Raw genomic sequence first — 25,949 nt, 5'->3', positions numbered from 1 at the left:
ACCACGCGGTGTGCGCGAGACGGCGCCCGAGCACTCTTACTCATTATGGCTGTCATTTCTCTTTCATCGGCGCAACTTGCGTTCGGTCACGTCGCGCTGCTCGATCACGCGGAATTTTCACTGGAAACCTCGGAACGGGTCGGCTTGATCGGCCGCAACGGCACGGGTAAATCGTCGCTGTTGAAGGTTATTTCGGGCAAGTTCAAGCTCGATGACGGCTTGCTGGTCATGCAGCAAGGCATCAAGATCGCCTACGTGGAACAGGAACCGCAATTCGATCCGGAGATGTCCGTGTTCGATGCCGTCGCCTCCGGCATGGGCGAATCGCAGGCGTGGCTGAAGGAATACGATGCGCTGACGGGCCAGTTTGGCCAGGGCAATGACGACGAGCTGATGGAACGCATGCACGACATCCAGGTCAAACTCGATGCGGCCGATGCGTGGAGCTTGCCGAACAAGGTGGAAACCGTGCTCGACCGTTTGAACCTGACGGGCGATATGGCCATGAAAACCCTGTCCGGCGGGATGCAGAAGCGCGTGGCGCTGGCGCGCGCGCTGGTGTCGGCACCCGACGTGCTGCTGCTCGATGAACCGACCAACCATCTGGATTTCAGCTCCATCCTGTGGCTGGAAGGCTTGCTGCGCGACTTCAAGGGTAGCGTGCTGTTCATTACCCATGACCGCTCCTTCCTCGACAACGTTGCCACGCGCATCATCGAACTGGACCGCGGCCGCTTGCTGTCGTATCCGGGCAACTTCACGGCCTATCAGGTGCGCAAGGCGGAGCAGCTGGAAATCGAGGAAGTGGAAAACGCCAAGTTCGACAAGTTCCTGGCGCAGGAAGAAGTGTGGATACGCAAGGGCGTCAAGGCGCGCCGCGTGCGCGACGAAGGCCGCGTGCGCCGCCTGGAAGCGCTGCGCCTGACGCGCAATGCGCGCCGCGAACAGCAGGGCCAAGTGAAACTGGACGTGTCGGCTGGCGAACGCTCGGGCAAGATCGTGGCGGACCTGGAAAACGTCTCGAAGATCTACGGCGACAAGGTCATCGTCAAGGACTTCAGCGCCACCATCCTGCGCGGCGACAAGGTCGGCCTGATCGGCGCCAACGGCGCCGGCAAGACCACCTTGCTGAAGATGATCCTCGGCGAAGAGCAGTCGGACACGGGCACCATCCGCCTGGGCACCAAGCTGCAGGTGGCGTACTTCGACCAGATGCGCACGCAGCTGAATGAAGAGGCGAACCTGATGGAAACCATCGCGCCGGGCAGCGACTGGGTCGAAATCAACGGCCAGCGCCGCCACGTGATGACGTATCTGAACGACTTCCTGTTCGCGCCGGAACGCGCCCGTTCGCCCGTCAAGTCGCTGTCCGGCGGCGAGCGCAACCGTTTGCTGCTGGCGCGTCTGTTCGCCAAGCCGGCCAACGTGCTGGTGCTCGATGAGCCGACGAATGACTTGGATATCGATACCCTGGAATTGCTGGAAGAGTTGCTGGAAGAATACACCGGCACCGTGTTCCTGGTCAGCCATGACCGCACCTTCCTCGACAACGTCGTCACGCAGGTGATCGTTGCCGAAGGCGAGGGCAAGTGGCGCGAATTCGTCGGCGGCTACACGGACTGGGAACGCGTACGCACCTTGCCGATCGCCACGGCACCGGCCAGCAAGCCCGCCGTCAAGGTCGAAGTGGCCGCGCCGGCCGCCAAGCAGAAAAAGCTCAGCTACAAGGAGCAGCGCGAGCTGGAAGAGTTGCCGAAGCTGATCGCCAAGCTGGAAGACGAGCAATCGGTGCTGGCGGCCGAGCTGTCGCACCCGGACTTCTACAAGAAGACGCCAGCCGAAGGCAAGCGCCTGAACGCCCGCGTGGCAGAGATCGAAAGCGAACTGCTGGAAGCGTTGGAAAAGTGGGAACAGATCGAGGCGCGCGCCAACGGTTGATTGTTTTCCCCATCTCCTGTTGTAATTAAGTTAGGATTACTTGCCACGGCAACGGTTCGGCTTGATATAATTATATAATTATATTTTTTACATCGGGAGATGCATGTTTGTTATCAAAAACACGCGATCCGGGCCAAGGCGTCCGGCGCGCCAGTCCATCCTGGGTGTGGCGCACGATGTTTGACCGTGCCGCCTTGCCCCGGGTAGCGCCATTCCTGGCCTATCTCTCCTTTATCTTCGTCGCCGACATGCTGGGCCGTGCGGGCTTTGCCGCGCAGGAGCTGCGCTGGCTGTATGCCGTCAAGATCGGCGTCGTGCTGGGCATGCTGTGGTACTGGCGCCGCACTTACACGGAACTGGCGTGGACGCCGCTCGGTGCGCGCGCCATGGCCGAGGCGCTGGCTGCCGGGCTTGTTGTTTTTCTGCTGTGGATCAACCTCGGTGCCAGCTGGATGACGATCGGCAGCGCAGACGGCTTCGACCCGCGCAATGACGGCCGGATCGAATGGAGCCTGGTGGTGCTGCGCATCGCCGGCGCGGCCCTGGTGGTGCCCGTGATGGAAGAGCTGTTCTGGCGCTCCTTTCTGCTGCGCTGGATCGACGCTCAAGATTTCCTGAGATTCAATCCGCGCCTGGTCAGTGCCAAGGCTTTTGTTGTCAGCGTGGTATTGTTTGGTTTTGAACACAACTTGTGGCTGGCAGGCATCGTTGCCGGCGCCGCGTACAGCCTGCTGTACATGCGCAGCCAGAACTTGTGGTCGGCCATCCTGGCGCATGGCGTGACAAATGGCGTGCTGGGCCTCTGGATTGTTTCCGGAGGACACTGGACTTACTGGTAATATTGCCAACTAACTGTTTGCTCTTTCAAAGACAATGCCCATGTTGAATTCCCTGCGTAAACACTTTCACCCGCGGTCGGGATCTGTCCTTAAGCCGGCTCGCCTGGCGCAGGCAGTGGTTCGCTCCTTGCCGGTGTCCATGCTGTTCGCTGGCGGTGCGACATTGAGTCTGCCTGCAGCCGCAGCGTTCAGCGATACGATATCGCCGTTTGTTTCGACCTCGTACTCGTATGATGACAACTTGTTCAGGCTTGACGATAATTCTCCCGGTTTTAATGGTCAGCGTTCGGATACTTCGCGCCAAGTGCAGGCTGGCTTCCTGTTCAATCGTCCGATTGGACGGCAGGTGCTGACAGGGCAGGCAAAATGGTCGCGCGTGTACTTCGACCATTTTGACCAGCTCGATTACAATGGCAAGGATTTTTTGGCGGATCTGGAATGGCATATCGCCAATCACCTGGACGGCCATGTGGGTGTCAGTTATGGGCAGACTTTGACACCGTTTAGCGATTTGCAGACGACGGATCGGAATTTGCGCGTGGTCCGGCGTGAATATGCGAATGGCGGATGGCGCTTTCATCCCAGCTGGCGGGTGCGGGGCGGCTACTCACGGGAACGCTATTCTTATGACTCCATTGCTCAAAGCATTTCCAATCGCCAAGAAGATGCGACAGAACTCGGCCTCGATTACTTGCCGGCCAGTGAGAGTCGTATCGGCGTACAGTTGCGTCATGTGAAAGGGCGCTATCCAAACCGCGCCAACCTGGCGGCATTTGGCATCGAGCAAGGTTATGAGCAGGACGAGATCAAGGCCAATATTTATTGGCGCTTCAGTGGCATCACGCAGGCGCAATTGCTGGCTGGCTGGGTCAAGCGCAAGAATGAATTGTTTTCTGGTCGCGATGCCAGCGGGGCCAATGGACGCCTGATTGTGTATTGGGCGCCGCTGGGGAAAGTGCGGTTTACGGGTAGTCTGTGGCACGAGTTCGCCTCGGTAGAGAATTCCCTGATTTCGAGCAGCCTGAATAACGGCGCCAGCATTGCGACGGCCTGGGATGTTTCAGCCAAGGTGCGTGTGGATGCGCAGCTGCGCCATGAAAAACGCGACTTTTCCGCAGCCCATGGCTTGGTGCTGCCACGCGACGTCAACGACACGACGCGTTCAGCCTCTTTAGGTGTGACTTATGCGCCGCGTCCCAACATACAGCTTGGCGTCAATGCTTTTCACAACTCGCGTAATGGCGCCCCCATTATCAACACAGGTAGTTACCGGGCTAAAGGCCTTTCCTTTAGTGCAAGTGCACAGTTCTGAAGAGCATCATGACGGTTAATGATATACCCCTGATTTCGTTTTTCCAACGCATACTCGACCCATTGATCATCATGGGTACGCTGTACCTGCTGTCGGTTTTGTCGGGTTCGCCTTTCACCGGATATTCGCTGGTGCTGATGATCCTGGCGTTTTTTATTTCATCGTCGGTATTCCAGTATGTCGACCCCTACCGTACGTGGCGCAGCGGCCGCATGCTGGCCTATGCCCGCGATGTCTTTGTCAGCTGGACCATCACGGCCCTGATCCTGATCTTTCTTGGCTCGGCGACAGGATTGACGTTTCATTTTGACCGCGAGCTGGTGCTGGCGTGGTTCTTGCTCACGCCATTTATATTGCTGCTCAGCCACCTCGCCGCGCGGCGCATGGTAGCCGATCCCGGCCGCGATAGTGAAGTGCGTTCGGTCGTTATCATTGGCGCCAATGATGCGAGCCTGAAGTTTGCCGGGACCGTGGAGCGCAATCCGAATCTGTTCATGAGCGTGCGGGGATTCTTTGATGACCGTACCGATGACCGCTGGCCCGAGAAAATGCGCGAACCGATGCTGGGCAAGATGGCAGATATCGCTGCATACGTGCGCGAGCACAATATCAAGATGATATTCATCAGCCAGCCCATTTCTGCCCAGCCGCGCATCCGCAAGATGCTCGATGAATTGCAGGATACGACAGCGTCCGTGTATTTCCTGCCAGATATCTATATCTTCGACCTGATGCAGGCGCGTTTCGACAACGTGGGCGGCATGCCGGTCATCGCCATCCGTGAATCGCCGTTCACGGGTTTTAACAGCATGGTCAAGCGCGGCAGCGATATCGTGCTGGGCCTGCTGATACAGATCATGTTGTTGCCAGTGATGCTGGTCATTGCCATCGCCGTCAAGATGACGTCGAAGGGCCCCGTGATTTTCCGCCAGCGCCGCTACGGGTTGTATGGCGAGGAGATCATTGTGTATAAATTCCGTTCCATGACGGTTAGCGAGGATGGGGCGACGGTGACCCAAGCGACCAAGAATGATCAGCGGGTCACGCGCATCGGTGGTTTTTTACGTAGGAGTTCGCTTGACGAATTGCCACAATTTATTAATGTACTGCAGGGGCGCATGAGTATCGTTGGCCCGCGTCCCCATGCGGTGGCGCATAACGAACAGTATCGTAAGTTGATCAAGGGCTACATGCTGCGCCATAAGGTCAAACCTGGTATCACGGGATGGGCACAGGTGAACGGTCTGCGTGGCGAGACGGAAACGTTGGACAAAATGGAGGCACGCATCCATTTTGACCTCGACTATCTGCGTAATTGGTCGTTATGGTTGGATTTGTGGATCATCATGCGAACGGTGAAAGTGGTCTTGAAACGCGACAATGCGCATTGACGCACGCGATGCCCGGTAGATTGCATGAGTTTACTTTTATTCAAACAATCCGCGATAAAATGAAGATGTCCGGTCTCTACACGTGGGATGACGGCAAGTACGCCTCAGGCAGCTGGCAGCTGGCAGCAGGGTCGCACCGCAGGCAAGGACACGTTTTGCTGATGCTTGAGCCCCATCGCTGGTAGTATCGCCTGGCGAAGCATCTCGGCTGTTGTCCAATGCCCTTTAACTTGCGTTTTTATATCGTGATATCACGTCATTTTTAATGGCATCAAAGGTCCGTAATAGTCAGTAGCGGGAATCAGATGCTGTGTGATAACTGCATGTGCGATAGCGAAGTTGATCAATGAGGAAAGTGACGAAAAGTTGTATTTTTCATCACCAATCGTATGGAAATAGTTGTATTTAATCCTTCTTAATAGATTTTTAAGCAAATATTTCCCTTGTCCTCTTTCATTTTGTGTATCATATTTATAATATTGACAAGCATTTGACTAGGCCCCATAATTTCGCTGGAATCTACTGTTTTTGACAATATTGTGGTTTTTTTGATATGCATGATATTGGTCTGACATGGACACAGTGATTTCCTCTATGAAACCGAAGGAGTACCCTTGAACCAATTCCATACCTCTCATTTCACCACCATCAATTCGGTTGTTCGTTCCCGCTTGGTGTGTGCTGCCATCGTGCTGCTGGCCGTTGCCGGATTGTCGGCCTGTGGTAACAAGGAAAAAAAGGCTGGTCAAGCTTTAGCTAGCGTCAATGGTGAGGAGATTACGGTGTTGCAACTAAATGAGGAGTTGCAGCGCGCTAATGTGTCTGCTGCGCAGCAAGAGGCGGCCACCAAGCAATTACTGGAGGCGTTGATTGACCGGCAATTGCTGGCAGCCGAGGCGGCCAAGGACAAGACGGATCGTGATCCGAAGGTTATGCAGGCAATTGAGAGGGCAAAAGCTCTGATCGTGGCGCAAGCTTACATGCAAAAGAAAATAGGCACCATTCCCCGCCCTAGCAAGGAAGAGATCGAAGACTATTTTAATAAAAATCCGCAGTTTTTTTCGCAGCGCAAGCAATTTGATATGCGGGAATTGGTCATTGCCACTTCCGACATGAATGAAAAGCTGAAGGCGGAGATGGATGGCGCCAAGTCTTTGGAAGACGTGGCCAGTTGGCTCGACGCCAACAGTGTGAAGTACGTTCGCACTCAGTTATCGCGTACCAGCGCCGATCTGGCGCCAGAGTTGAGCGGCAAGTTGTTGTCCATGCCAAAAGGCCAGCTTTTTATTATCCGTGAAGGCGATCGTACCCTGCTCATCGCATTGGCCGATGTCAAAGATGTTCCGGCCACGCTGGCGCAGGCGGCACCACAAATTGAACAATTTCTTTTTAATAAGAAAAGCAAGGATGCAGGTGATGCCGAGCTGAAGCGTTTGAGGTCGACGGCAAAGATTGAATATCTGAGCCAAGGAAGCAAGGCTGCGGCTTCTTCCGCTGCGTCGGCCCCGGGCGCGTCAACGCCGGCGGTCGCGCCGCCAGCACCAGCACCAACGACGAGTTCGAGCGAGGCGAATGACCGTGGCGTTGCCGGTTTGAAGTAATCGGTAGCATTCTTGTCCTGCAACTTACTATGGAAATTAACGAATCATGAAACGACTTGCGATGTGGGTAATGGCAGCCTTGATGGCTCTGAGTGCTGGTTTCGCTGGCGCTGCCGATGTGCTGCTTGGTGCCGGAGATGTGCTGAAAATTTCGGTATATGGTAGCCCGGACCTGGCGCTGGAAACGCGCGTGAGCGAAGCCGGTGAAATTACCTTCCCCTTGGTCGGTAATGTGGCGCTGGGTGGCCTGTCCGTGTCTGCGGCTGAAAAAAAACTCGGCGGCCTGTTGGAAGGGGGGGGCTTTCTCCGCAAGGCACAAGTCAATATCATCGTTACCATGTTGCAGAGTCAGCAGGTTTCAGTGCTGGGGCAGGTCAATCGCCCTGGTCGCTATCCCGTGGAAGGCAAACGTAGCGTCATGGATCTGCTGGCGATGGCTGGCGGAATTGCCGCTGATGGTGGTGACACCATCAGCCTGATCCGCAAGCGCGGCGGCACCACCACCAAGGAGCTGGTGGATGTAGTGGAGATGGTACGTATCGGCAACTTCACCCGTGATCTGGATGTGATGGGCAATGACGTGATTTATGTCGAGCGTGCGCCACGCTTTTATATTTATGGTGAAGTTCAGCGCCCCGGCGCGTTTCGTCTGGAACGCTCCATGACAGTATTGCAGGCTTTGTCGGTTGGCGGCGGACTGACGCAACGTGGTACGGAACGTGGCACGCGTATCAAACGACGTGATGAGACCGGCAAACTGCAGATCATTGATGCCAAGCATGATGATTTGTTGCAAGTCGACGACGTGGTGTACGTAAAAGAAAGTTTGTTCTAATTGAACTGCTGCCGGCTGTCTGACGGTCGGCTGTCTGGTTTCTTTTACTTGATGAAAGTTTTAGCATGAATTTCAACCAATTTCTATTGATCTTGCGTGCACGCAAGACAATTTTTCTGGCGACTCTGATAGTGGTTGTGTGCACCACCATTGTGGTGAGCTTCCTGTTGCCGAAAACTTATAAAGCCTCAAGTGCCTTGTTGCTTAACTATAAGGGTGTCGATCCTTTGACCGGACTGACTTTGCCTGGTCAGCTGTTGCCTGGTTACATGGCGACACAAATCGATATCATCTCGAGTAAAAATGTTGCGTTGCGCGTAGTTGATCAGTTGAAGCTTGCAGAGAGTCCGGCTGTTGTGGCTCAGTTCAACGAGGCAACTCAAGGGCGCGGCAATGTGCGCGATTGGCTGGCTGATTTGCTGCTGATGAAACTCGAGATCGTGCCATCGCGTGAAAGCAGCGTCGTGGAAATCAGTTTTAAGGGCAGTGACCCGCAATTCGTTGCAGCTGTGGCTAATGCATTTGCCGACGAATATCAGCGCGCCAGTATCAAGTTGAAAGTTGAGCCTCTGCAAAAAGCGTCGAGCTATTTCAACGAACAAACCAAATTGCTCCGAGATAACGTCGAAGTAGCGCAAAGCCGCTTGTCGAAGTATCAGCAGGAAAACGGCATTGTCAGCGTCGACAACCGCCTGGATGTGGAGTCGAATCGCCTTAACGATCTTTCGGCACAGCTGGTTGCGGCCCAGGGCCAATCGATGGAGGCGTCGTCGCGTCAGCAGATGGCACAGGGTCAGCGTTCGGCCGAGTCACCTGATGTGTCGACTAATCCACTGATCCAGAATCTGAAGATCGGCCTTGGCAATGCCGAGTCGAAGCTGGCGGAAGTTGGTCAGCGCCTCGGACAAAATCATCCGCAATATCAAAGTGCCCAGGCCGAAGTGCAAAAATTGCGTGCAGATTTGCGCGATCAGCTGCAGGTGACGTCGAACAGTGTGGGTAATAATGCGCAGATATTTCAGCAGCGCGAAGCCGCAATTCGGGCAGCATTACAAGCACAGAAAGACAAGGTATTGGAACTGAATCGGACACGCGATGAGATGAATGTATTGGCCAAGGATGTGGAGAACGCACAACGGGCTTTCGATACCACCTCGCAGCGCTTCGCCCAGACCAAGATTGAAGGACAATCGGATCAATCGGATATTTCCGTCCTCAATCCGGCGGTCCCACCTATTTCCCCATCAGGTCCCCGCATCATGCTCAATACCGTCCTGTCGATTTTCCTGGGAACGCTGTTAGGCCTGGGTTTTTGCATGCTGGCTGAAATGTTTGACCGCCGCGTGCGCTCCGAGAACGACCTGGCCGGCATTCTTGGTATTCCCGTACTGGGTCTGATTGAGTGGAAGGCGCAGCCCAAAAGGCGTCCCCGTCTGCTCAATGCTTTTTTTTCACGACGCCGCGCCTGAACTGAAATGGAAGATAATATGAATCATCCCGCTGACTTGATTTCCGCGCCGACCCCGGTATCTCCTGGCCGCGACTCCAGCATAGGGGGCTTGCTGCTGGAATCGGGCAAGATCACGCCAGAAAATGCCGAACGTGTCCTACGCATGCAAAAGGAATTGGGAATCCGATTTGGCGAAGCAGCGCAACGTCTGGGTTTGATTACCGATGCCGACATCCAGCAAGTGCTGGCGCGCCAGTTTGACTATCCATATCTGCAAGTGGGCGAGGCAAACTATGCCAGCGAGCTTGTCGCCGCATATCAGCCATTTAGCCCGCAAGTTGAAAAATTACGCGCCGTTCGCAGCCAGTTGATGCTGCGCTGGTTTGCCCGTGGACGTAAATCTCTGGTGATACTGGGCGTAAATCCCGGGGATGGTGCCAGCTTGTTTGCCGCGAATCTGGCGATTGTTTTTTCACAGTTGGGTGAACATACCTTGTTGGTCGATGCCAACCTGCGCACTCCTCGTCAGCATGAGATATTCAGTCTTCCTGGCCGCCAGGGGCTCTCAGATGTGCTGGCTGGACGCGGTGGTCTGGATAGCGTGACAAAAGTGGAGTCCTTTGTCGATCTGTCGGTCCTGGGCGCGGGCACTTTGCCGCCGAATCCTCAGGAAATGCTGAGCCGGCCGGCTTTCGCCAGCCTTAATGCGCAACTGGAAAGCAGCTATGACGTTGTTCTGTACGACGCCTCAGCCTTCTCGATCGGTTCCGATGCCCTTGCGCTGGCGGCACGCACTGGTGGCGTATTGCTTGTTGTCCGCAAAAACCATACGCACTTGAATGATATCGATGTGATGAATGAACAACTGACGCAAAGCGGCGCGCAGGTGGTCGGTTCTGTCGTGGTTGATTTCTAATGAGTAGCTCAGCGCCGCGCGGTTTGCGCTTTGGTGGTTTGATGACACCGTCAAACTTGCGCAATTTGCTGCCCATTGTCATCGGCTTTGGCTTTCTTGTGGTGCCATCGTTTTACAATCTGTTTACCGGCATCTGGTCTACCGAAGAGCAGGCGCACGGGCCGATTATTCTGGTGCTGTCGCTGTGGCTCATTACGCGCAAATGGTCTGAATTCATGGCTGCAGCCCATGCTGGCAATTCCAAGGTCGGCTGGGGATTGTTCGTCTTGGCGCTGCTGCTCTATATTGCCGGTCGTTCGCAACAAATTCTCGCATTCGAAATTGGCTCCTTTGTCTTGATGGGCCTTTCCATTTTGCTGGTCAAGGCGGGAGGCGCCGCCGTGCGCGTGTTGTGGTTCCCATTCTTCTTCATGTTGTTCATGATTCCCTTGCCCAGTGCAATAGTGGCGGCGCTGACCATGCCGATGAAAATGGCAGTTTCATATGTAACGGAAAGTCTGTTATTCATGCTTGGCTATCCGATCGCACGTAGTGGCGTCATCCTGCAAATTGGCCAATATCAATTACTGGTTGCCGATGCGTGTGCCGGACTGCAAACACTGCTGACCTTGGAGGCATTGGGCCTGTTTTACCTGAACGTCGTGCGCCATACTTCCGTTTTCCGGAACACAATGCTGGCGTTGCTCATTATTCCTATTTCTTTTACTGCCAACGTGACGCGGGTCGTGACATTGACGTTGATTACGTATTATTTTGGTGACGCGGCAGGACAAGGTTTCTTGCACGGTTTTGCCGGAATGGTGCTGTTCATTAGTGCCTTGATATTGATCATCGCGGTCGACTCGCTGTTGCAGAGTTTTGTCAAATGGCGCGCTGCGCGCCATGGCGGCGCCACCGGAGAAGCGGCATGAATACCTCTTGGCTACAAAGTTGCATTCTGGGCGGTGCCATGTTGTTGTCGGGCGGTTTGGCGAAAATGGTGACGCCGACGACCAAATTGTCCGACAGTCGGCCGCCAATGGTATTAGCAGAGGCAATCCCCAGCAAATTTGGCGACTGGGAGGAAGATAGGGAGCAGGTATCGGCAGTTGTCAATCCCACTGCGGCTGCCGAGATTGCCCGTATTTATGCACAGACCTTATCGCGGACCTATGTCAATAAGGACGGCGAGCGGATCATGCTGTCGATCGCGTATGGCACCGATCAGAGCGATAATCTTTCTGTCCATTTCCCGGAAGGTTGTTATGTCGGGCAGGGTTTTGCCATTGGCGCGACCACGCGCGGCGGCCTCGATACGTCGGTGGGCAAAGTGCCTGTTGCGCGACTGGTAGCAAGCATGAACAGCCGCAATGAACCCATTACGTATTGGGTGGTGGTAGGCGACAAGGCCGTGGATAGTTCATGGGAGATGAAGAAGGTCAAGCTGAAGTATGCCTTGCGCGGCGAAATCCCGGATGCCACCTTGATGCGGGTTTCCAATATCACCGGCGATGTGGAACATGGATATCGACTACAGCAACAGTTTGTCAGCGCCATGCTGGCGTCCATGAAGCCTGATGCGCGTTATCATTTTTCAGGGCAGAAGAAGTAAGCCTCGCTCTCGCAACCCAAGCGGACGCGCTCCGGATTGGGCTGCCATTATCAAATGAGTTTTTACTGGTGACGGATTAGAAATGAAATTTTTTCCAACCAGGGTGGCAGGCGTTGTGCCGCGGCGCGGCGCGCTGGCGACGCCGCGCGGCACAGGCCCTGGTGCTCTTGGTATTGTTATTGGCGGGGCACTGCTCCTGCTGGCCATATTGCTTGGTGCGGTCGTTGCGCTCGACTCTGTACAACTGACAGTGGTCTTGGCAGGGGTGCTGGCGGGTATTCCCATCATGTTTTTACTCAGTACCCGCAATTTGCTGCCGGTATTGTTCATCGTGGTTTTTCTCGTGCAAGGCGCAACGCAGACATTTTTCAAGATGCGTCTCGGTACCTGGTTTGCGAGCGGGGTTGCGTCCCTGTTCATGTTGCGTGCGATGCTGGAATTTGTGGCGTTGCAGCGCCGGCCCACTGATCATATGAAGCAGCGTAGTGTCTCAGCAGATATGGTGTATGTCGTGGCCCTTGTCTATCTGGCCTTTTTCTTTTTCAGTCTGTTGCTGGGGCATGCGAGCATCCCCCAGCGTATTTCAGCATTGCGTTTTGGCGTGCCAATGTTTGGCATTCTATTTGCTTTTTATTGGTTCAAATGGCCGGTAGCGCGCGTGCAGATGATGTGGTGGCTGTTGGTGGCGATCGTTGTCTTTCAACTGCCGGTCACCATTTACCAGCATTTTGGGCCGGCCAAGGCCACTGACTGGGATGCGGTGGTTGGCACGTTCGGTACAGGTATGAGTCCCTCGCTTATTATCGTGACCTTGGCAGCGATGTTATATGCGTTGGCGCGCTGGCATCATGGCGCATCGAAGGCCAATTTTGCGATATGGATCTGCCTCACCGGTTTAGCCGTGATGCTGCTTGGTGAGGTCAAAGCCGTGGTGTTCTGGATACCGATAGGCATATTCTTCATTTTACGTCGACGCATCATGAAAAATGTCGTTGGGTTCTTTCTTTTCGGCATGTTTGTCCTGGTTTTTGTCAGCGGGACGTTTTTGGCCTATAAAGCGATGTATTGGGGCGAGCAGGGAGCCGCCGGCAATACGATTGAGGAGAAACTGGAAAAAACAGGCGGGTATTTTTTCGATACCAAGGTAATCAACTACCGTACGGGTGAAATCAGCCGGGGAGCATCGCTGTATTTGTGGTACCGCGATCCATTGCCCTCCGCCCTGGAGCGCCTGGTGGGGTATGGCCCAGGAGCGAGCCAGAGTTCTGTCAGCACGGGTAAGGGTATTGTGGCCAAACGCTATGGTGGCCTGAGCATCAATGCCACCGCGCTGGCTCAATTGCTGTGGGATGTGGGCATCCTGGGGACAATTTCATTCGTGCTACTGATACTGTTTGGCTTTCGGGCCGGTGTGCGTTATGTGGCCACTGCCCATGCCAGCGCGTCCACACTGGCGATTGTTGATACCTGTACCGGTATGTTGATAATATTTTCAACCATGCTAATTTACAATCGAAGCATTCTCGATGAGCCGACCATGCAGCTCCTATTTTTCTTTTCCCTGGGATGCATCGTGCAGTACTGCCGCTTTGGCGATGATACGCCGGTCCATAGCAAAGCATCGCAGTCTTCGGCACAGGCTGCTCTGGGATGAAGCAGTTTCCAATTCAATGATTAGGCGTGTCAAATAAATAAGAAATTTTATGATACCTAAAGTTATACATTTTTGCTGGTTCGGCAAGGGTGAGATGAGCGTCTTGCACCGTCGTTGTATTGAGTCATGGAAGAAATACTGCCCAGATTATGAATTGAAATTGTGGAATGAGGAAAACTCTGACCTTGACAATGATTATTGCAGGGCGGCCATTGCACGCAAAAAATGGGCTTTTGTGTCCGACTGGGTTCGCTTTGACGTGCTGTATCGCCATGGCGGGATCTATCTCGATACGGATTTGGAGTTGATTCGCTCGCTTGATCCCTTGATATCCAGCAGCCGTTGCATACTGGCGCGCGAAAGTGCTGCTTCGGTGGCAACTGCCTTTATTGCCAGTCCGGCAGGAAATCCCGTTCTTGGCATGGCTCGTGAGCTGTTTCTTCAAGATTTGGCACCACGCAAGCTCTTTACGTCGTCGCCTATCGTGGCCGTGCGCGCACTGGAACGGATCGATGCTGGACACTGGGAAGTGCTGACGGAAAAATCGTTTTATCCGTTCAACCCCTATGATCATGCCAATCCGCTCAATGCGCGTCAGTTCATGTACTCGGATGTCGATGCCTCAACCTTTGGGGTGCATCACTACGGACTGACTGCCTCCTGGACGGACAGGGGGCTGAAACGGATGCTGCACAAGGTACAAGCGCGGCTCGGTATGCGGCCTCATTGGGGGGTTTCTTTTACACCGTTTGCGTGATCAAGGCATCTCTTTACCTCCGGCGCCATTGCGGTCTGCCTCCGTTCGCCTATTCTTTATAGTCCGCTATGCCTACCATTTCAGTCATCATGCCCGCATACAATGCGGAGAAATACCTGACCGCAGCCATCGATAGCATTCTGGGCCAAACCTTTCGGGACATCGAATTGCTCGTCATTGACGATGGCTCTTGCGATGCCACCGCTGCCATTGTGTCGGGCTATGCGGACCCGCGTGTAATACTGTTGAGCAATGCCGGCAATCGCGGTCTGATTTACTCGCGTAACCTGGGCATCGATGTTGCGAAAGCGCCTTATATTGCTTTTCTCGACAGCGATGATATCGCTTTTCCGGAGCGCCTGGCCTGCCAACTTGCTTACCTGCAAGCGCATCCGGACATTGCCGCCGTAGGAAGCTGGACCCAACCCATGGATCAGAACGGGGTCTACCGTCCTTATGTGTGGCAGTATCCCGGTGATAGTGACTTCCTGAGGGCGACGTTTCTCTTCCGCTGTTACATCACGACTTCTGCCTTCTTTGCCCGTGCCGAGGTTCTCAAGACCTTGCGTTTTGCTGCGGCACATGATCTGGCGGAGGATTACGATTTATACAATCGCGGCATGGCGCAATACAAATTTGAAAATATTCAGCAGCCATTGATTGCTTATCGCGTGCACTCCAACAATATCAGCAAGATCAAGCGCGAGAGGCTGGACTGGAATATGCAGGAGATTTCACTGCGCTTGCTGCGTGCCTTAGGTCTTGATCCCAGTGCCGACGAGATGGCCTTGCATCGCTATATTGAGCGGCTCGATGTTCCGCCGCACGATGTGCTCAGACGCAGCCGTGCATGGTTGCAGAAGATCGAGGCGGCAAACCGCCAGGCGCAGGTCTATCCCGCGCATGCCATGGGACATGCAGTTGCCGAGCGTTGGTTTTCTGTTTGCTACGCCAATGCCAGTATCGCCGTGCTGCCGACTTATCTGTGTGGCCCGCTTACCGCCGGCGGTGTGCTTGGGATGAAAGCGTATGGAAAATTGCTGTTAAAGTCGCTCGCGCATACCTTACAGCCGTCGCGGGCAAGCAAGGCAAGATGAAGTCGAGCATCCTTAGCTTCCTTTGGCTGGCCAGCGAGAAACTGCTGCGGATTTTTACCGGCGTATTCGTCGGTCTCTGGCTGGCGCGTTTTCTGGGGCCGGAGCAGTACGGCGTCTATATGTATGCCGTTGCCTGGGTTGGCCTGTTTAACGCCATCGCATGGTTTGGCGTCGGCGAGAACGTCATCCGCAATCTGGTCAAGAATCCAGACAGTGATGCCGAACTGCTGGGTTCGGCATTTGCCATTCGTTTGCTCGGTTCGATCACTGCAGGGGTACTGGCAGTTGCCGCCATGGCGAGTTTTGGCAAGTCCGATGCCAATTTGCTGATGCTCGTTCTGCTGATGAGCCTAGCAATACCATTTGCCGAAACACCTGCCGGTATCTTTCTTTATTTTCAAAGCAAGCTCGATATCGCATTACCTGTTCTGCTGCAGAATGTGGTGCGCATTGCCAGTGCTGGGCTACGCATTGCCCTCATCCTGTGCGGCAGCTCGATTATCTGGTTTGGTGCCGCCGTCTTGCTGGAATCGATGGCGATCTTCGTCGTGCTGTTTGGTCTGTACCTGTATCGCGGCGGAAAAATCAGTTCCTGGGTCTATCGTTGGGCGAATATACGCAACATGCTGCGACAAGGTACGCCGATTGCCATCGCCGCACTGGTGGCTTCGCTAAGCGCCAGAGTCGATCAATTGATGCTGGGCTGGTTTGCCGATTTTTCCCAGGTCGGTATGTACAGTGCGGCCTTGCGGTTTTCTGAGTTCTGGTGGGCCTTTGCACCCATCGTGATGAACTCCCTCTCGCCCAAGTATATTTTTAATGTCGACGACGAGGTCAAGCTCCAGGCGAATATCGCCAAGATCATGGCTTGCATGCTGCTTGTCAGCCTGGTGCCCGTGATATTTATTGTTGCTATCGGCAAGTATGCGATTCCTTTGTTGCTGGGCGCCGAGTATGCGGCGGCACTCCCTGTGTTGTACGTGCATATCTGTATTGCCATGCTTGTCTTCTTTGATGCGCCCACCTCGCAATTTTTGCTGGCACACAATCGGCAACGTCAGATGATATGGAAGTCCGTCTTCATGCTCACCGTAAATGCGATGCTCAATCTGGTACTGGTCTCCTCCTTTGGCGCATTAGGGGCAGCGCTCGCGACGTTGTTGGCATATGTGCTGACCATCATATGCTTCTATCGTCTCTTTCCCATCTATCGGGATTTGGCGCGGTTGCAAAAACAGGCTTTATATTATATCTGGCAGGTAGTGTCGACGCGTAAGTTACCCGATTGATATATGCTGTCGCCGGCGCTGCGGCAGCGTATTAGGCGACAGTATATTGTGGGAAAAAGGTTATATTTGTAGTTATTTAAAGGTATTTTGATAATATTTATAAAATAACTATAATTGCAAAAATTTATTAATGCATTAATCTAGATAATTTCCTTACTCTTTGTTTTTTAAGGTTTTTTTACTAATGCGGTAAGGAAAAAAACAGCCTTCGGTTGTCACTGGGCAACAGATTTTACGCTGCGGCGGTGTATAGTTAAGTTTGTTTGCAATTATGTCGTGTAGCTCGGTAATTACTGTTGCGATAGAAACTATTTTTTTGGTTGAATGGTGAAAATGGTAATGGCGAAACAAGCACATGCGCAATGATGACCGCATGGTCAATGCGGTCTTTTAATCTCTGGAGATAAAAATGACTTTCGACAAGAGTACCTTTGCTCTAGTGCTTGGGCTCGTGCTAGCGTCGACTTGTGTCGTCAGCCGGGCTGACTGGACGCAGTCTGTCGATATGGCAGCAGTCAAACCCATGCCTGACTTTGGTCAGATGCAGCCACAAAATCCACCGTCGTTCAGCTGGTCGCGGCATGTGTCTCGGCCCGCTTCTTATACGATCGAAATTAAAACAGGTGATAAGGTCGTGGCAACTTACACCAGCAAGCGCAATTTCCTATTGCCGACCAAGGCGCTGGCGGAGGGGACGTACACGTGGCGCGTGACCCCGACAGGTACCGAGCTCTGGTCGACGCCTCGCTCCTTCGTGATTGGTGCCACCTCGAAGATATTCGAGGTACCTGAAAGCGACGTCTTGCGTTCCAACGTACTGCGGCATGGTCGCTCCACGCAATTGCCCAAGGATTTCCTGCCGGTGAGTAAATGGACGCCGCAAATGCAGGCAGACCGGGGTCCTGCACTGACACGTTTGAGCAATGACGTGCTATTAAAAGTGACGACTATTCCCAATCTGCTCGACTCCGAGTGGATAACCATGTTGTCCAGTGTTTCCAGTGCGGCCAAGTCAGCCGCTGATACTGCTATCCGCAACGGCGTGGGAGCGGGGACCCGCCAGTTCGAGTCGGCCGCGCTGCTCTTCCGTCTGACGAATGACCCCAGGTTTTTGGCCGAGGCACTGCGCCGCGGTGATCAACTGGCGGCTCTCGACCCAAATGGTCCCACAAGCTATGCCAATCAGGATCAGGCCACCCGACAAATTTCCCTGTCGCTGGCCAAGGGCGTGGATATGATGTGGAACTATATCGATCTGACGCGTCGCAACCGCTGGCTGGCGTCGGTGAATACGCGGACTGCCGTCATCTATGCGGATCTTTCCGGTAGTGATGGGCGACTGGACCAGTTTCCCTATGACTCGCACGGCGGCAATACCCTCGGTTATCTGGCCATGATCGCGACGCTGTGCCAGGGTGATATACCCGCTGCGCAGGCCTGGTTCGATTTTTCGGTCAGGGCATACATTAATGCGGTTTTTGCATGGAGTGGCGCGGAAGGCGGGTTTTCGCAAGGTACGGCATATGCGACCTATACGGCCGATGCGGCGATGCAGATCTGGCAGCCATTAAGCGAGGCGATTGGCTTCAATGTGTATTCGAAACCATGGGCCGACGGTTTTGCCAAGTATTTCATGTATTTTCTTCCTCCGGGAACACCTGGCCATGTCTTTGGCGACCAGCGGGAGGTGCAGCCTGACTTTGCGCTGACCAAGGCGTTTGCCTCGCGGTTCGGCAGCCCTGCGGCGGCCTGGTATGTCAAGAATCAGGTTGGTGACGAGTATGCGCTGACGTTATTGCAGGCAAAGTATCCCTTGCCCGTGCAGGCGGCTGCCACAACGCTGGCGGCGCCACCAGATGCGGCGCTGTTCCCGAGCATTGGCTGGGTTGCCATGCATAGCAGCCTGGCGGATCGTGGCCGCACTTCGCTGTACTTCAAGTCCAGTCCGTATGGTTCCTACAATCACAGCCACAGCGACCAGAATACTTTCGTGCTCAATAGCGGTGGTCGGCGCCTGATGATTGAATCGGGCTATGAGGATTACTATATGTCGCCGCTGGTCGTTGATTGGTATCGCCAGACCAAGTCGCACAACGGCATTACTTATGATGGTGGTATCGGTCAGTTCACCAAAGGGAACGTTGAAAATCTTGCCTATAACGGCAAGATTGTGGCTTTCTCGACGACTGCGACACTCGACTATGCGGAAGGTGATGCCACGGCCGCCTACGGTGGCAACTTGAGCCAGGCTTCGCGCAAGGTATGGTATCTGCGTGGACAAGATGCGGTTGTCTTGCTGGATAAGCTGAGCTCGCCGATTGCCCATCAGTTTGAGTGGAATATGCATGGAGCGGCACCGATTGTTTCGAGCGGCGCTGGTCTGGCGAGCATTACGAATATCGACCGTTCGGTGTGTATCACGCAATTGAATCCTTCGGACTCAACTTTTCTCAAGCGTATCGGTGCGCCGCCGAAACCAGGGGTGTTCGAGGATCATGCCGCTTTCGTCAAGAATGTCGCGGCCACATCGGCCGAGTTCCTGGTAGTACTCGATGTCGGTTGCAAGCGCCCTGCAATCGCCTTGGTCAATACCGCCACCGGCCGTAGTCTGTCGATCGGTTCGCGCGTCATCACTTTGCCCAAGTAAGCATGGCCGCCTGAGATGTCTCAGGTAATTTAACGAACAAAAAGGGGGAATACTTTTAGTATTTCCCCTTTTTTTGGTTTACAATCGCCATGTTAATATTGTTGGAATGACAATTGAATCAAGAGCCCACCTTAAAAATTCTCCAACTGGTGCCTGAGGCGTTGCCCACGTTCCGGGCGGACGTCTCCGTATTGTTTGGAAAATACTTGCCGCGTCATGGTGTGCAAACCGATATTGTTGGCAAAGCCAGTCCCGCTTCCCATGCAGCGCAGGGGTTTGCCTCATCGCGGCGCCCTCGGGCGACGGCCTCGCGCTGGCGCAAGGAGTGTTCATTCTTGGCCTTGTGCACACGTGCCTTGCTGGGGGCTCGCAAGGATAATTGCGACGTGATCCAGGTACGCGACATGGTGTCGATAGGCTTGCTTGCCATGCTGCTGGCGCGTATCAAAGGTATTCCAATGACTTACTGGATGTCTTACCTTATGAGTGAGGGCCGCATCGAGCGCGCGCGCGCGCAGCTGCGTCTGCGGCCATCGTTGCGCGCGCGCCTGGTGCTGCTGAAGGGTATCGTTGAAATGCAGTTGCTGTATCGCGTACTCTTACCCCGCGCGGCGCACGTATTTGTGCAGAGCGATGCGATGCTCCAGCTATTGCTGGACCATAAGATCAATGCCGCGCGGCTTACTGCAGTGCCGATGGCAGTCGATATGGAGGTGGTTGATGGCAAGGCACTTGGGCGTGCGCATGTTGGCTGGGAAGGGCTGCCGGTAATTGCTTATCTGGGCACGCTGGACCAGGCGCGGTGCCTGGACCATTTGTTGGATGCCTTTCTGCTGGTGCGCGCGAGTGTGCCCGAGGCGCGTCTGCTGCTGATCGGTGACTCGCCCACCCCCTCGGACGTACCGCAGCTGCTCGCGTATGCAGCCCGCCTTGGTTTGGCCGATGCCGTGCATGTGACCGGATGGATGCCGTCGAGTCAGGCTTGGGAATATTTATTGGGAGCCGAGGCTGCGGTGTCGTATGTTCCCCGTGGCAAACTATATGACGTCAGTTCTCCCACCAAAATACTCGAGTATCTGGCGCTGGGCATGCCTTGCGTTGGCAATGATATCCCCGATCAGGCGCAGGTCTTGACGGCGAGCCAGGCAGGCTGGCTGGTCGAGAGTAGCGCCACGGCCATGGCGACTGCACTTGTCGAGATCTTGCAAGATACTCAGGCAGCGCGCGCGCGCGCGCAGGCGGGTCCTTCATATATCCATGCATCGCGCAGCTATCGCGCATTGGGGGAGGCGCTGGCGCAGCGTTATCTGGCGCTGTTTTCACGGCAAAGCAAAGGCTGATTCTGTATATATTTGCATCATTGTTGACGACATGTTATTGTTGCAGTGCAGCGCAAAGGCGCTGAGTCAACCGGCATGCGTATATTGCAATGTTGCAGCTCTGCACAGTATGACCGGCATGCCTGATTTAATTAACTTCCAACGCGATGCTAAGTTCCTTGAAGAAAGAACTGCTCTACGGCTCAAGAGCGGTATTACGTGACAATATATGGAATCGCCGCTTGCTCGCCCGTTTGCGTAGCCATGAGACGCTTACAGCGGAAGCCCTGTTGGCCTTGCAGCAAAAGCTTTTGCACGCCAGTATGCAAAAGGCGTTGGTCGCGCTTCCTTATTACCAGCATATATCAGCCGATTTCGGCATAAGCGAAGCTGCGTGTGTTTTACGCGAAGCATTCCCGCTGATGGATAAGCAGACTCTGCTGGCCAATCCCCGCACTTTGTATCCCCATGCGGGAAAACGTCGTCCATGGGAAGCCATCGGCAAGACCAGCGGTACGACAGGAACGCCGCTGAGTATCTGGCGCAGCCCCATATCGGTGGCGATGGAAAACGCCTTTATCAAACGCCACTGGAGCTGGAGTGGATTTCACGACGGCATGCGCCGCGCCACCTTGCGTGGTGACATGGTTGTTCCTTTGGAACAGGCGACGGCGCCATACTGGTTTTACAATCGCTACAACCAACAGCTGCTGTTGTCATCGCGTCATCTGGTGGAGCGCTGTGCCGATCCGATGATCGATATGCTTGAACGTTTCGCTCCAGCCATGCTGCAAGCCTATCCATCGACCGCGTACACGCTGGCACAGCTGCTGGAGCGCCGCGGCCGCACCTTGCGCATTCCGTTTCTTTTTTCAGCCTCTGAACCGCTTTATCCGCACCAGCGCAAACTGATCATGGAGCGTCTGGGATGCCAGGTAATGGATATGTATGGCATGGCCGAAAGGGTGGCGTTTGCGACCCAATGCGAATATGGCGAGATGCATATCAATCCCGATTATTCTTTCGTCGAGATTATTGATGAGCATGGCTTGCCCACTACAGGCTATGGACGTGTGGTTGGCACGACGCTGCACAATCTGGCGATGCCGCTCATGCGTTACCAGTTGAGCGACCAGAGCCGGTGGAAGCCGGGCAGCTGCCGTTGCGGTCGTCATTTCCCGATGATCGAAGCGGTGACGGGCAAACTGGAAGACAGTCTGACCGGTAGCGGCGGCGCGGTTGTCAGCCCGTCGGTACTGACGTTTGCCTTCAAAGGCGTGAGCAATATCGAAAAGTCGCAAGTGGCGCAAGTAGGTCGCGAGCAGTGGCAAATACGACTTGTTCCTGGTGCCGGTTTCAGTGAAGAGGACGGACGAAAGTTAATCGACAATGTGCGCACGCTCGTCGACCCTGGTGTGCAGGTCGATATCGTCTTGCGCGAGTCACTGCCCAATACGGAGGCAGGAAAGTTCCGCTGGGTAGTCAATGAGTGGAAATGAACATATGGACACCTATATTGTAAGAAATTGTTTTAAAATATATACATTATTACAATATTCTATATAATTGCCGTTTTGTTTTCAGATGGGATTACGGCATGTTGATGCGAGCGATAGTGTCTGTTTTTGGCTCTGACTGGAAGCTCAAGGCGCTCTGTAACAAGGTGCAATATGCTCCGCTGAAGCGTTTGCTGATCAAACTGTACGGCTCGTATCAATATGAGAACGGCAGTTCGATCGCCTGGAACTCGACTTTTCTTGGCCAGCCTTGCTTTCCCCACGGTATCAAGAGTGTATTCATTTCAGGTGGCGCACGCATCGGCCGTAACTGTATTATTTTTCAGCAGGTCACCATAGGCTCGAACATGATGCCGGGATCGAAAGGCATGGGGGCACCCGAGATCGGTGACAGCTGCTATATCGGTGCCGGTGCCAAGATCGTGGGTAAGGTTCGTGTAGGCAACAATGTGCGCATAGGCGCCAATTCTGTCGTCTATAGCGATGTACCTGACAACAGTGTGGTGTTATCTGGTCAGCAGAAGGTAATTGTCCGCGAAGGTCGGCAAGATAACCGTTTTTACAGCTTTCGCGGAAAGTGGATGTACTTTGAGGATGGACATTGGCGCGATGTCGATGATGCCAATGTACTCGTCGAGTTGAATGCGGACTGAGGATAGCTACGCTAGCACACAGTCGACGCTGGTCAGTCGTGACGATGGCGTGAAAGGAAATATGAAGAAAATTGTAATGATAGGGACCAGTCTCCAGACCATGGGGGGGATCGCTTCGGTAATCAAGGTGTATGTGACGGCTGGCTTGTTTGAACTGTACCACATGGAATATCTGGCCACGCATTGTGACGGTGGTGCGCGACGCAAGCTCGGTATCATGCTGCGTGCCTATGCCCGCTTCCTAGTCTTGCTGTTCAGTGGTCGCCTCGGTCTGCTGCATGTCCATGTGGCCTCTCGCGCCAGTTTCTGGCGCAAATCCTTTTTTTTTCTGCTGGCCTTCCTATGCCGCGTTCCCACAATTTTGCATTTGCATGGCGCTGAATTCGGCCAGTTTTATGCTGATGAATGCGGACCTGTACAGCGCGCTCTGATTCGCTTTGTTTTCAACCGGGCAAGCCGCGTGGTCGTGTTGTCCGAAGCCTGGAAGCACTGGGTCGAGACCATTAGTAGTAATAGCCGTATCGATGTCATCTACAATCCCGTCATATTGCCGCCGAGTGTAGCTGCGTGGCATGCGCGCCAGCGCGGGAATATTCTTTCGCTGGGACGCATCGGCAAGCGTAAAGGGAGCTTCGACCTCCTCGATGCCGCCGCCCGCGTTGCCGACAAGGTCAGCGACTTGCGTCTGCTGTATGGCGGTGATGGGGATGCGGATGCGGCGCGCCTGCATGCCGATACGGTCGGCATGCAGGCGCGCCTGTCCCTGCTTGGCTGGGTCGGCCCGCAAGAGCGCGAGCGATACTTGAATAGCGCCTATATTTATGCCTTGCCTTCCTATAATGAAGGATTGCCGATGAGCGTGCTTGAGGCCATGGCGGCGGGCATGCCTATTCTGAGCACCCCGGTCGGCGGCATACCTGAAGCAGTTACTGATGGGGTGGAGGGATTTTTGGTGCCGCCCGGTGATGTGGCCGCATTGGCGGACCGCCTGCAGCAATTGCTGCAGGACGATGTGCTGGCCGCACGAATGGGCACAGCGGCACGGCGCAAAGTTGAACAGTGTTTTTCCAGTCAAGCGGTCTTGCCGCGTCTTCAGACCATGTACCAGGAATTGGGGTTTGCACCTGTATGACTTCGATTGCCTGGAAAATCAACCGCCTTAAGCTGATGGGCGCGCCTGAAATTGCCTGGCGCGTGCAACAGTTGCTGCAGAAAAAGGCCAGCAAGTTTGGAATTGGCCTGCTACGCGATGTACCCTCACCGGATGTGACGTGCATGGGCCAGCCGTTCTTGGCCGGCGATGGTCACGATACCGATAGCGCCGCCTTGCGCACCGCCGCCGACGCCGTGCTGGCGGGCCGCTGGAACGTGTTTGCGCTGCGTGGCGTGGACCTGGGTTTTCCGCCGCAATGGAACCGCGATCCGAAGACGGGTACCGTGGCGCCGTTGACCTTGGGTAAGCAGATCGATTACCGCAGCGAAAAAGTGGTGGGCGATATCAAGTATCTGTGGGAGCCGAACCGTCACCTGGAGCTGGTGGCGCTGGCGCAGGCATGGAAGGTGACGGGCGAGCAGCGCTACGCTGACGGTGCGCGCACCTTGCTGCAGTCGTGGTTCGAGCAATGTCCGTATCCGCTGGGCGTGCATTGGACCAGTTCGCTTGAACTGGCGCTGCGCCTGCTGAACTGGGCCTGCGCCTGGGAACTGCTCGGCGGCCTCGGCTCGCCGCTGTTCCAGGGCGAGCCGGGCCAGCGCTTCCTGCGCCAGTGGCTGGCAGCCATTTACCAGCATTGCCACTTTATCGCCGGCTACTTTTCACGTCATTCGTCCGCCAATAATCATCTGTTTGGCGAGTACATGGGCTTGTTTGTTGCCAGTAGCGTATGGCCGTGCTGGCCCGTCAGCAGGCAGTGGCAGGCGCTGGCGCGCAAGGGCTTGGAAGAAGAGGCGCTCAAACAGAATACGCCCGACGGCGTGAACCGCGAGCAAGCCGTGTATTACCAGCATGAAGTGATGGACATGATGCTGCTGTGCCAGCAGATAGCGCAGGCCAACGGCGCGGGCTTTTCCGCGGCGTACCTGCAGCGTCTGGAGCGCCTGGCCGACTTTATCGCTGCTCTCATGGACGTGGCGGGCAACGTGCCGATGACGGGCGATGCCGACGATGCGCAGATGGTGCGCCTGGCGCACGAGGATGGCTGGCATCGCTACCGCTCGCTGCTGGCCAGCTGTGCCGTGTTGTTTGGTCGCGCCGACTTCAAGCGCAAGGCCGGGCATTTTGACGACAAGAACCGCTGGCTGTTTGGTGTGGCGGGCTTGCAACAGTGGCAGGCGCTCGACGCCAGCGGGGCAGAAGCGCCCGTCATGGCGTTTCCCGAAGGCGGCTATTTCCTGCTCGGCAGCGACTTTGGCACGTCCGATGAAGTGCGCATGGTCGTCGACTGCGCGCCGCTCGGCTATCTGTCGATTGCCGCGCATGGGCATGCCGATGCGCTGGCCTTTACGCTGTCCGTGGGCGGGGAAGAGTTACTGACCGATCCCGGCACCTATGCCTATCACACGCAAAAAAAATGGCGCGACTACTTCCGCAGCACGCCAGCGCATAACACCGTCTCCGTCGATGGGCTGGACCAGTCTGAAATCGGCGGCAATTTCATGTGGCTGAAAAAGGCCAATGCGCGCATGATTGTTCATGAAACGAATTCTGCCGTGCAAGTTTTTGAGGGCCAGCACGATGGCTACGGCCGCCTGGCCGATCCCGTGCTGCACCGCCGTAGTATCGAGTTCAACCTTAATAATAAATGCATTGTTGTAAAAGACATATTACAATGTACAAATGTACATGATATTGCCCTGCATTGGCAGTTCGGCGACCACTGTGTGGTGACTGTTGATGATGGGCAATTGTTGGCACAGGGACAGCGCTCCGGCCTGCGCATGCGGTGTTCGCATGGCTCGCCGGACATATTGCGCGGCAGCGATACACCGCCTGGCGGCTGGATCTCGCGCCGCTTCGACGAGAAGGCGCCGATTGCCAGTGCCGCCTGGCGCGCGCAAGTGCAGGGAACAACTGAAATCGTGACGCACATCGAGCTGATGCCGTTGGCATCGCCGGCTGATTCGCCAGCTTAATCATTAAGGAG

General features: G+C 54.9%; 20 protein-coding genes. All 20 read left to right on the top strand.

Annotation, left to right across the window (positions count from 1 at the left end):
- Nucleotides 1-45: 45 nt before the first annotated feature.
- Nucleotides 46-1,938 carry an ATP-binding cassette domain-containing protein gene (locus BM193_RS07315; RefSeq protein WP_092798460.1) on the top strand — a complete coding sequence of 631 codons (1,893 nt, stop codon included), beginning with the start codon at nt 46-48 and terminating at the stop codon, nt 1,936-1,938.
- Nucleotides 1,939-2,114: 176 nt separating this feature from the next.
- Nucleotides 2,115-2,777, top strand: coding sequence for a CAAX prenyl protease-related protein (locus tag BM193_RS07310; protein ID WP_175533192.1), 663 nt, complete (start codon nt 2,115-2,117; stop codon nt 2,775-2,777).
- A 40-nt stretch (nt 2,778-2,817) separates the two neighbouring features.
- Complete coding sequence (epsL, locus tag BM193_RS07305; RefSeq protein ID WP_254785934.1) at nt 2,818-4,089, top strand: XrtB/PEP-CTERM-associated polysaccharide biosynthesis outer membrane protein EpsL; 1,272 nt, start codon at nt 2,818-2,820, stop codon at nt 4,087-4,089.
- Nucleotides 4,090-4,097: 8 nt separating this feature from the next.
- Nucleotides 4,098-5,480 carry an undecaprenyl-phosphate glucose phosphotransferase gene (locus tag BM193_RS07300; RefSeq protein ID WP_092798463.1) on the top strand — a complete coding sequence of 461 codons (1,383 nt, stop codon included), beginning with the start codon at nt 4,098-4,100 and terminating at the stop codon, nt 5,478-5,480.
- Between the two features lie 614 nt (nt 5,481-6,094).
- On the top strand, nt 6,095-7,081 hold the full coding sequence (locus BM193_RS07295) for an EpsD family peptidyl-prolyl cis-trans isomerase (protein WP_254785932.1): 987 nt from the start codon (nt 6,095-6,097) through the stop codon (nt 7,079-7,081).
- A gap of 46 nt (nt 7,082-7,127) precedes the next feature.
- A complete protein-coding gene (gene epsE / locus BM193_RS07290; protein WP_175533191.1) occupies nt 7,128-7,916 on the top strand; it encodes a polysaccharide export protein EpsE in 789 nt (262 codons plus the stop codon).
- 65 nt (nt 7,917-7,981) lie between these two features.
- Nucleotides 7,982-9,385 (top strand): chain length determinant protein EpsF, encoded by a 1,404-nt coding sequence (gene epsF / locus BM193_RS07285; RefSeq protein WP_092798465.1) that lies wholly within the window; start codon nt 7,982-7,984, stop codon nt 9,383-9,385.
- A gap of 18 nt (nt 9,386-9,403) precedes the next feature.
- Nucleotides 9,404-10,282, top strand: coding sequence for a chain length determinant protein tyrosine kinase EpsG (gene epsG, locus BM193_RS07280; RefSeq protein ID WP_254785995.1), 879 nt, complete (start codon nt 9,404-9,406; stop codon nt 10,280-10,282).
- A gap of 41 nt (nt 10,283-10,323) precedes the next feature.
- Nucleotides 10,324-11,193, top strand: coding sequence for an exosortase B (xrtB, locus tag BM193_RS07275; protein WP_254785993.1), 870 nt, complete (start codon nt 10,324-10,326; stop codon nt 11,191-11,193).
- Nucleotides 11,190-11,873: an exosortase-associated protein EpsI, B-type gene (gene epsI / locus BM193_RS07270; protein ID WP_175533190.1), complete on the top strand. Its 684-nt coding sequence runs from the start codon at nt 11,190-11,192 to the stop codon at nt 11,871-11,873. Before xrtB ends, epsI begins: the two co-directional genes overlap by 4 nt.
- An 82-nt stretch (nt 11,874-11,955) precedes the next feature.
- The gene (locus BM193_RS07265) at nt 11,956-13,527 is read left to right on the top strand and encodes a hypothetical protein (RefSeq protein ID WP_092798469.1); all 1,572 of its coding nucleotides are present in this window, start codon (nt 11,956-11,958) and stop codon (nt 13,525-13,527) included.
- Nucleotides 13,528-13,576: 49 nt separating this feature from the next.
- Nucleotides 13,577-14,284: a glycosyltransferase family 32 protein gene (locus tag BM193_RS07260; protein ID WP_092798470.1), complete on the top strand. Its 708-nt coding sequence runs from the start codon at nt 13,577-13,579 to the stop codon at nt 14,282-14,284.
- 68 nt (nt 14,285-14,352) lie between these two features.
- Nucleotides 14,353-15,381, top strand: a complete 1,029-nt coding sequence (locus BM193_RS07255) for a glycosyltransferase family 2 protein (RefSeq protein WP_092798471.1) — start codon at nt 14,353-14,355, stop codon at nt 15,379-15,381.
- The gene (locus tag BM193_RS07250) at nt 15,378-16,670 is read left to right on the top strand and encodes a flippase (RefSeq protein WP_175533188.1); all 1,293 of its coding nucleotides are present in this window, start codon (nt 15,378-15,380) and stop codon (nt 16,668-16,670) included. Before BM193_RS07255 ends, BM193_RS07250 begins: the two co-directional genes overlap by 4 nt.
- Nucleotides 16,671-17,079: 409 nt before the next feature.
- Nucleotides 17,080-19,317 carry a DUF4962 domain-containing protein gene (locus BM193_RS07245; RefSeq protein WP_254785929.1) on the top strand — a complete coding sequence of 746 codons (2,238 nt, stop codon included), beginning with the start codon at nt 17,080-17,082 and terminating at the stop codon, nt 19,315-19,317.
- Between the two features lie 113 nt (nt 19,318-19,430).
- Nucleotides 19,431-20,657 carry a glycosyltransferase gene (locus BM193_RS07240; protein WP_092798473.1) on the top strand — a complete coding sequence of 409 codons (1,227 nt, stop codon included), beginning with the start codon at nt 19,431-19,433 and terminating at the stop codon, nt 20,655-20,657.
- A 158-nt stretch (nt 20,658-20,815) separates the two neighbouring features.
- A complete protein-coding gene (locus BM193_RS07235) occupies nt 20,816-22,135 on the top strand; it encodes a phenylacetate--CoA ligase family protein (protein ID WP_139176175.1) in 1,320 nt (439 codons plus the stop codon).
- A 98-nt stretch (nt 22,136-22,233) separates the two neighbouring features.
- Nucleotides 22,234-22,806, top strand: a complete 573-nt coding sequence (locus BM193_RS07230) for a serine acetyltransferase (protein ID WP_217638489.1) — start codon at nt 22,234-22,236, stop codon at nt 22,804-22,806.
- Between the two features lie 61 nt (nt 22,807-22,867).
- Complete coding sequence (locus BM193_RS07225; protein ID WP_175533187.1) at nt 22,868-23,938, top strand: glycosyltransferase family 4 protein; 1,071 nt, start codon at nt 22,868-22,870, stop codon at nt 23,936-23,938.
- A gap of 143 nt (nt 23,939-24,081) precedes the next feature.
- Complete coding sequence (locus BM193_RS07220; protein ID WP_254785927.1) at nt 24,082-25,938, top strand: heparinase II/III family protein; 1,857 nt, start codon at nt 24,082-24,084, stop codon at nt 25,936-25,938.
- Nucleotides 25,939-25,949 lie beyond the last annotated feature (11 nt).

The organism is Janthinobacterium sp. 344 (assembly GCF_900112025.1).
Classification (GTDB): Bacteria; Pseudomonadota; Gammaproteobacteria; order Burkholderiales; family Burkholderiaceae_D; genus Janthinobacterium.
Note: the sequence above shows the minus strand (reverse complement) of the source record. Positions and strands in the feature narration are given on the sequence as shown.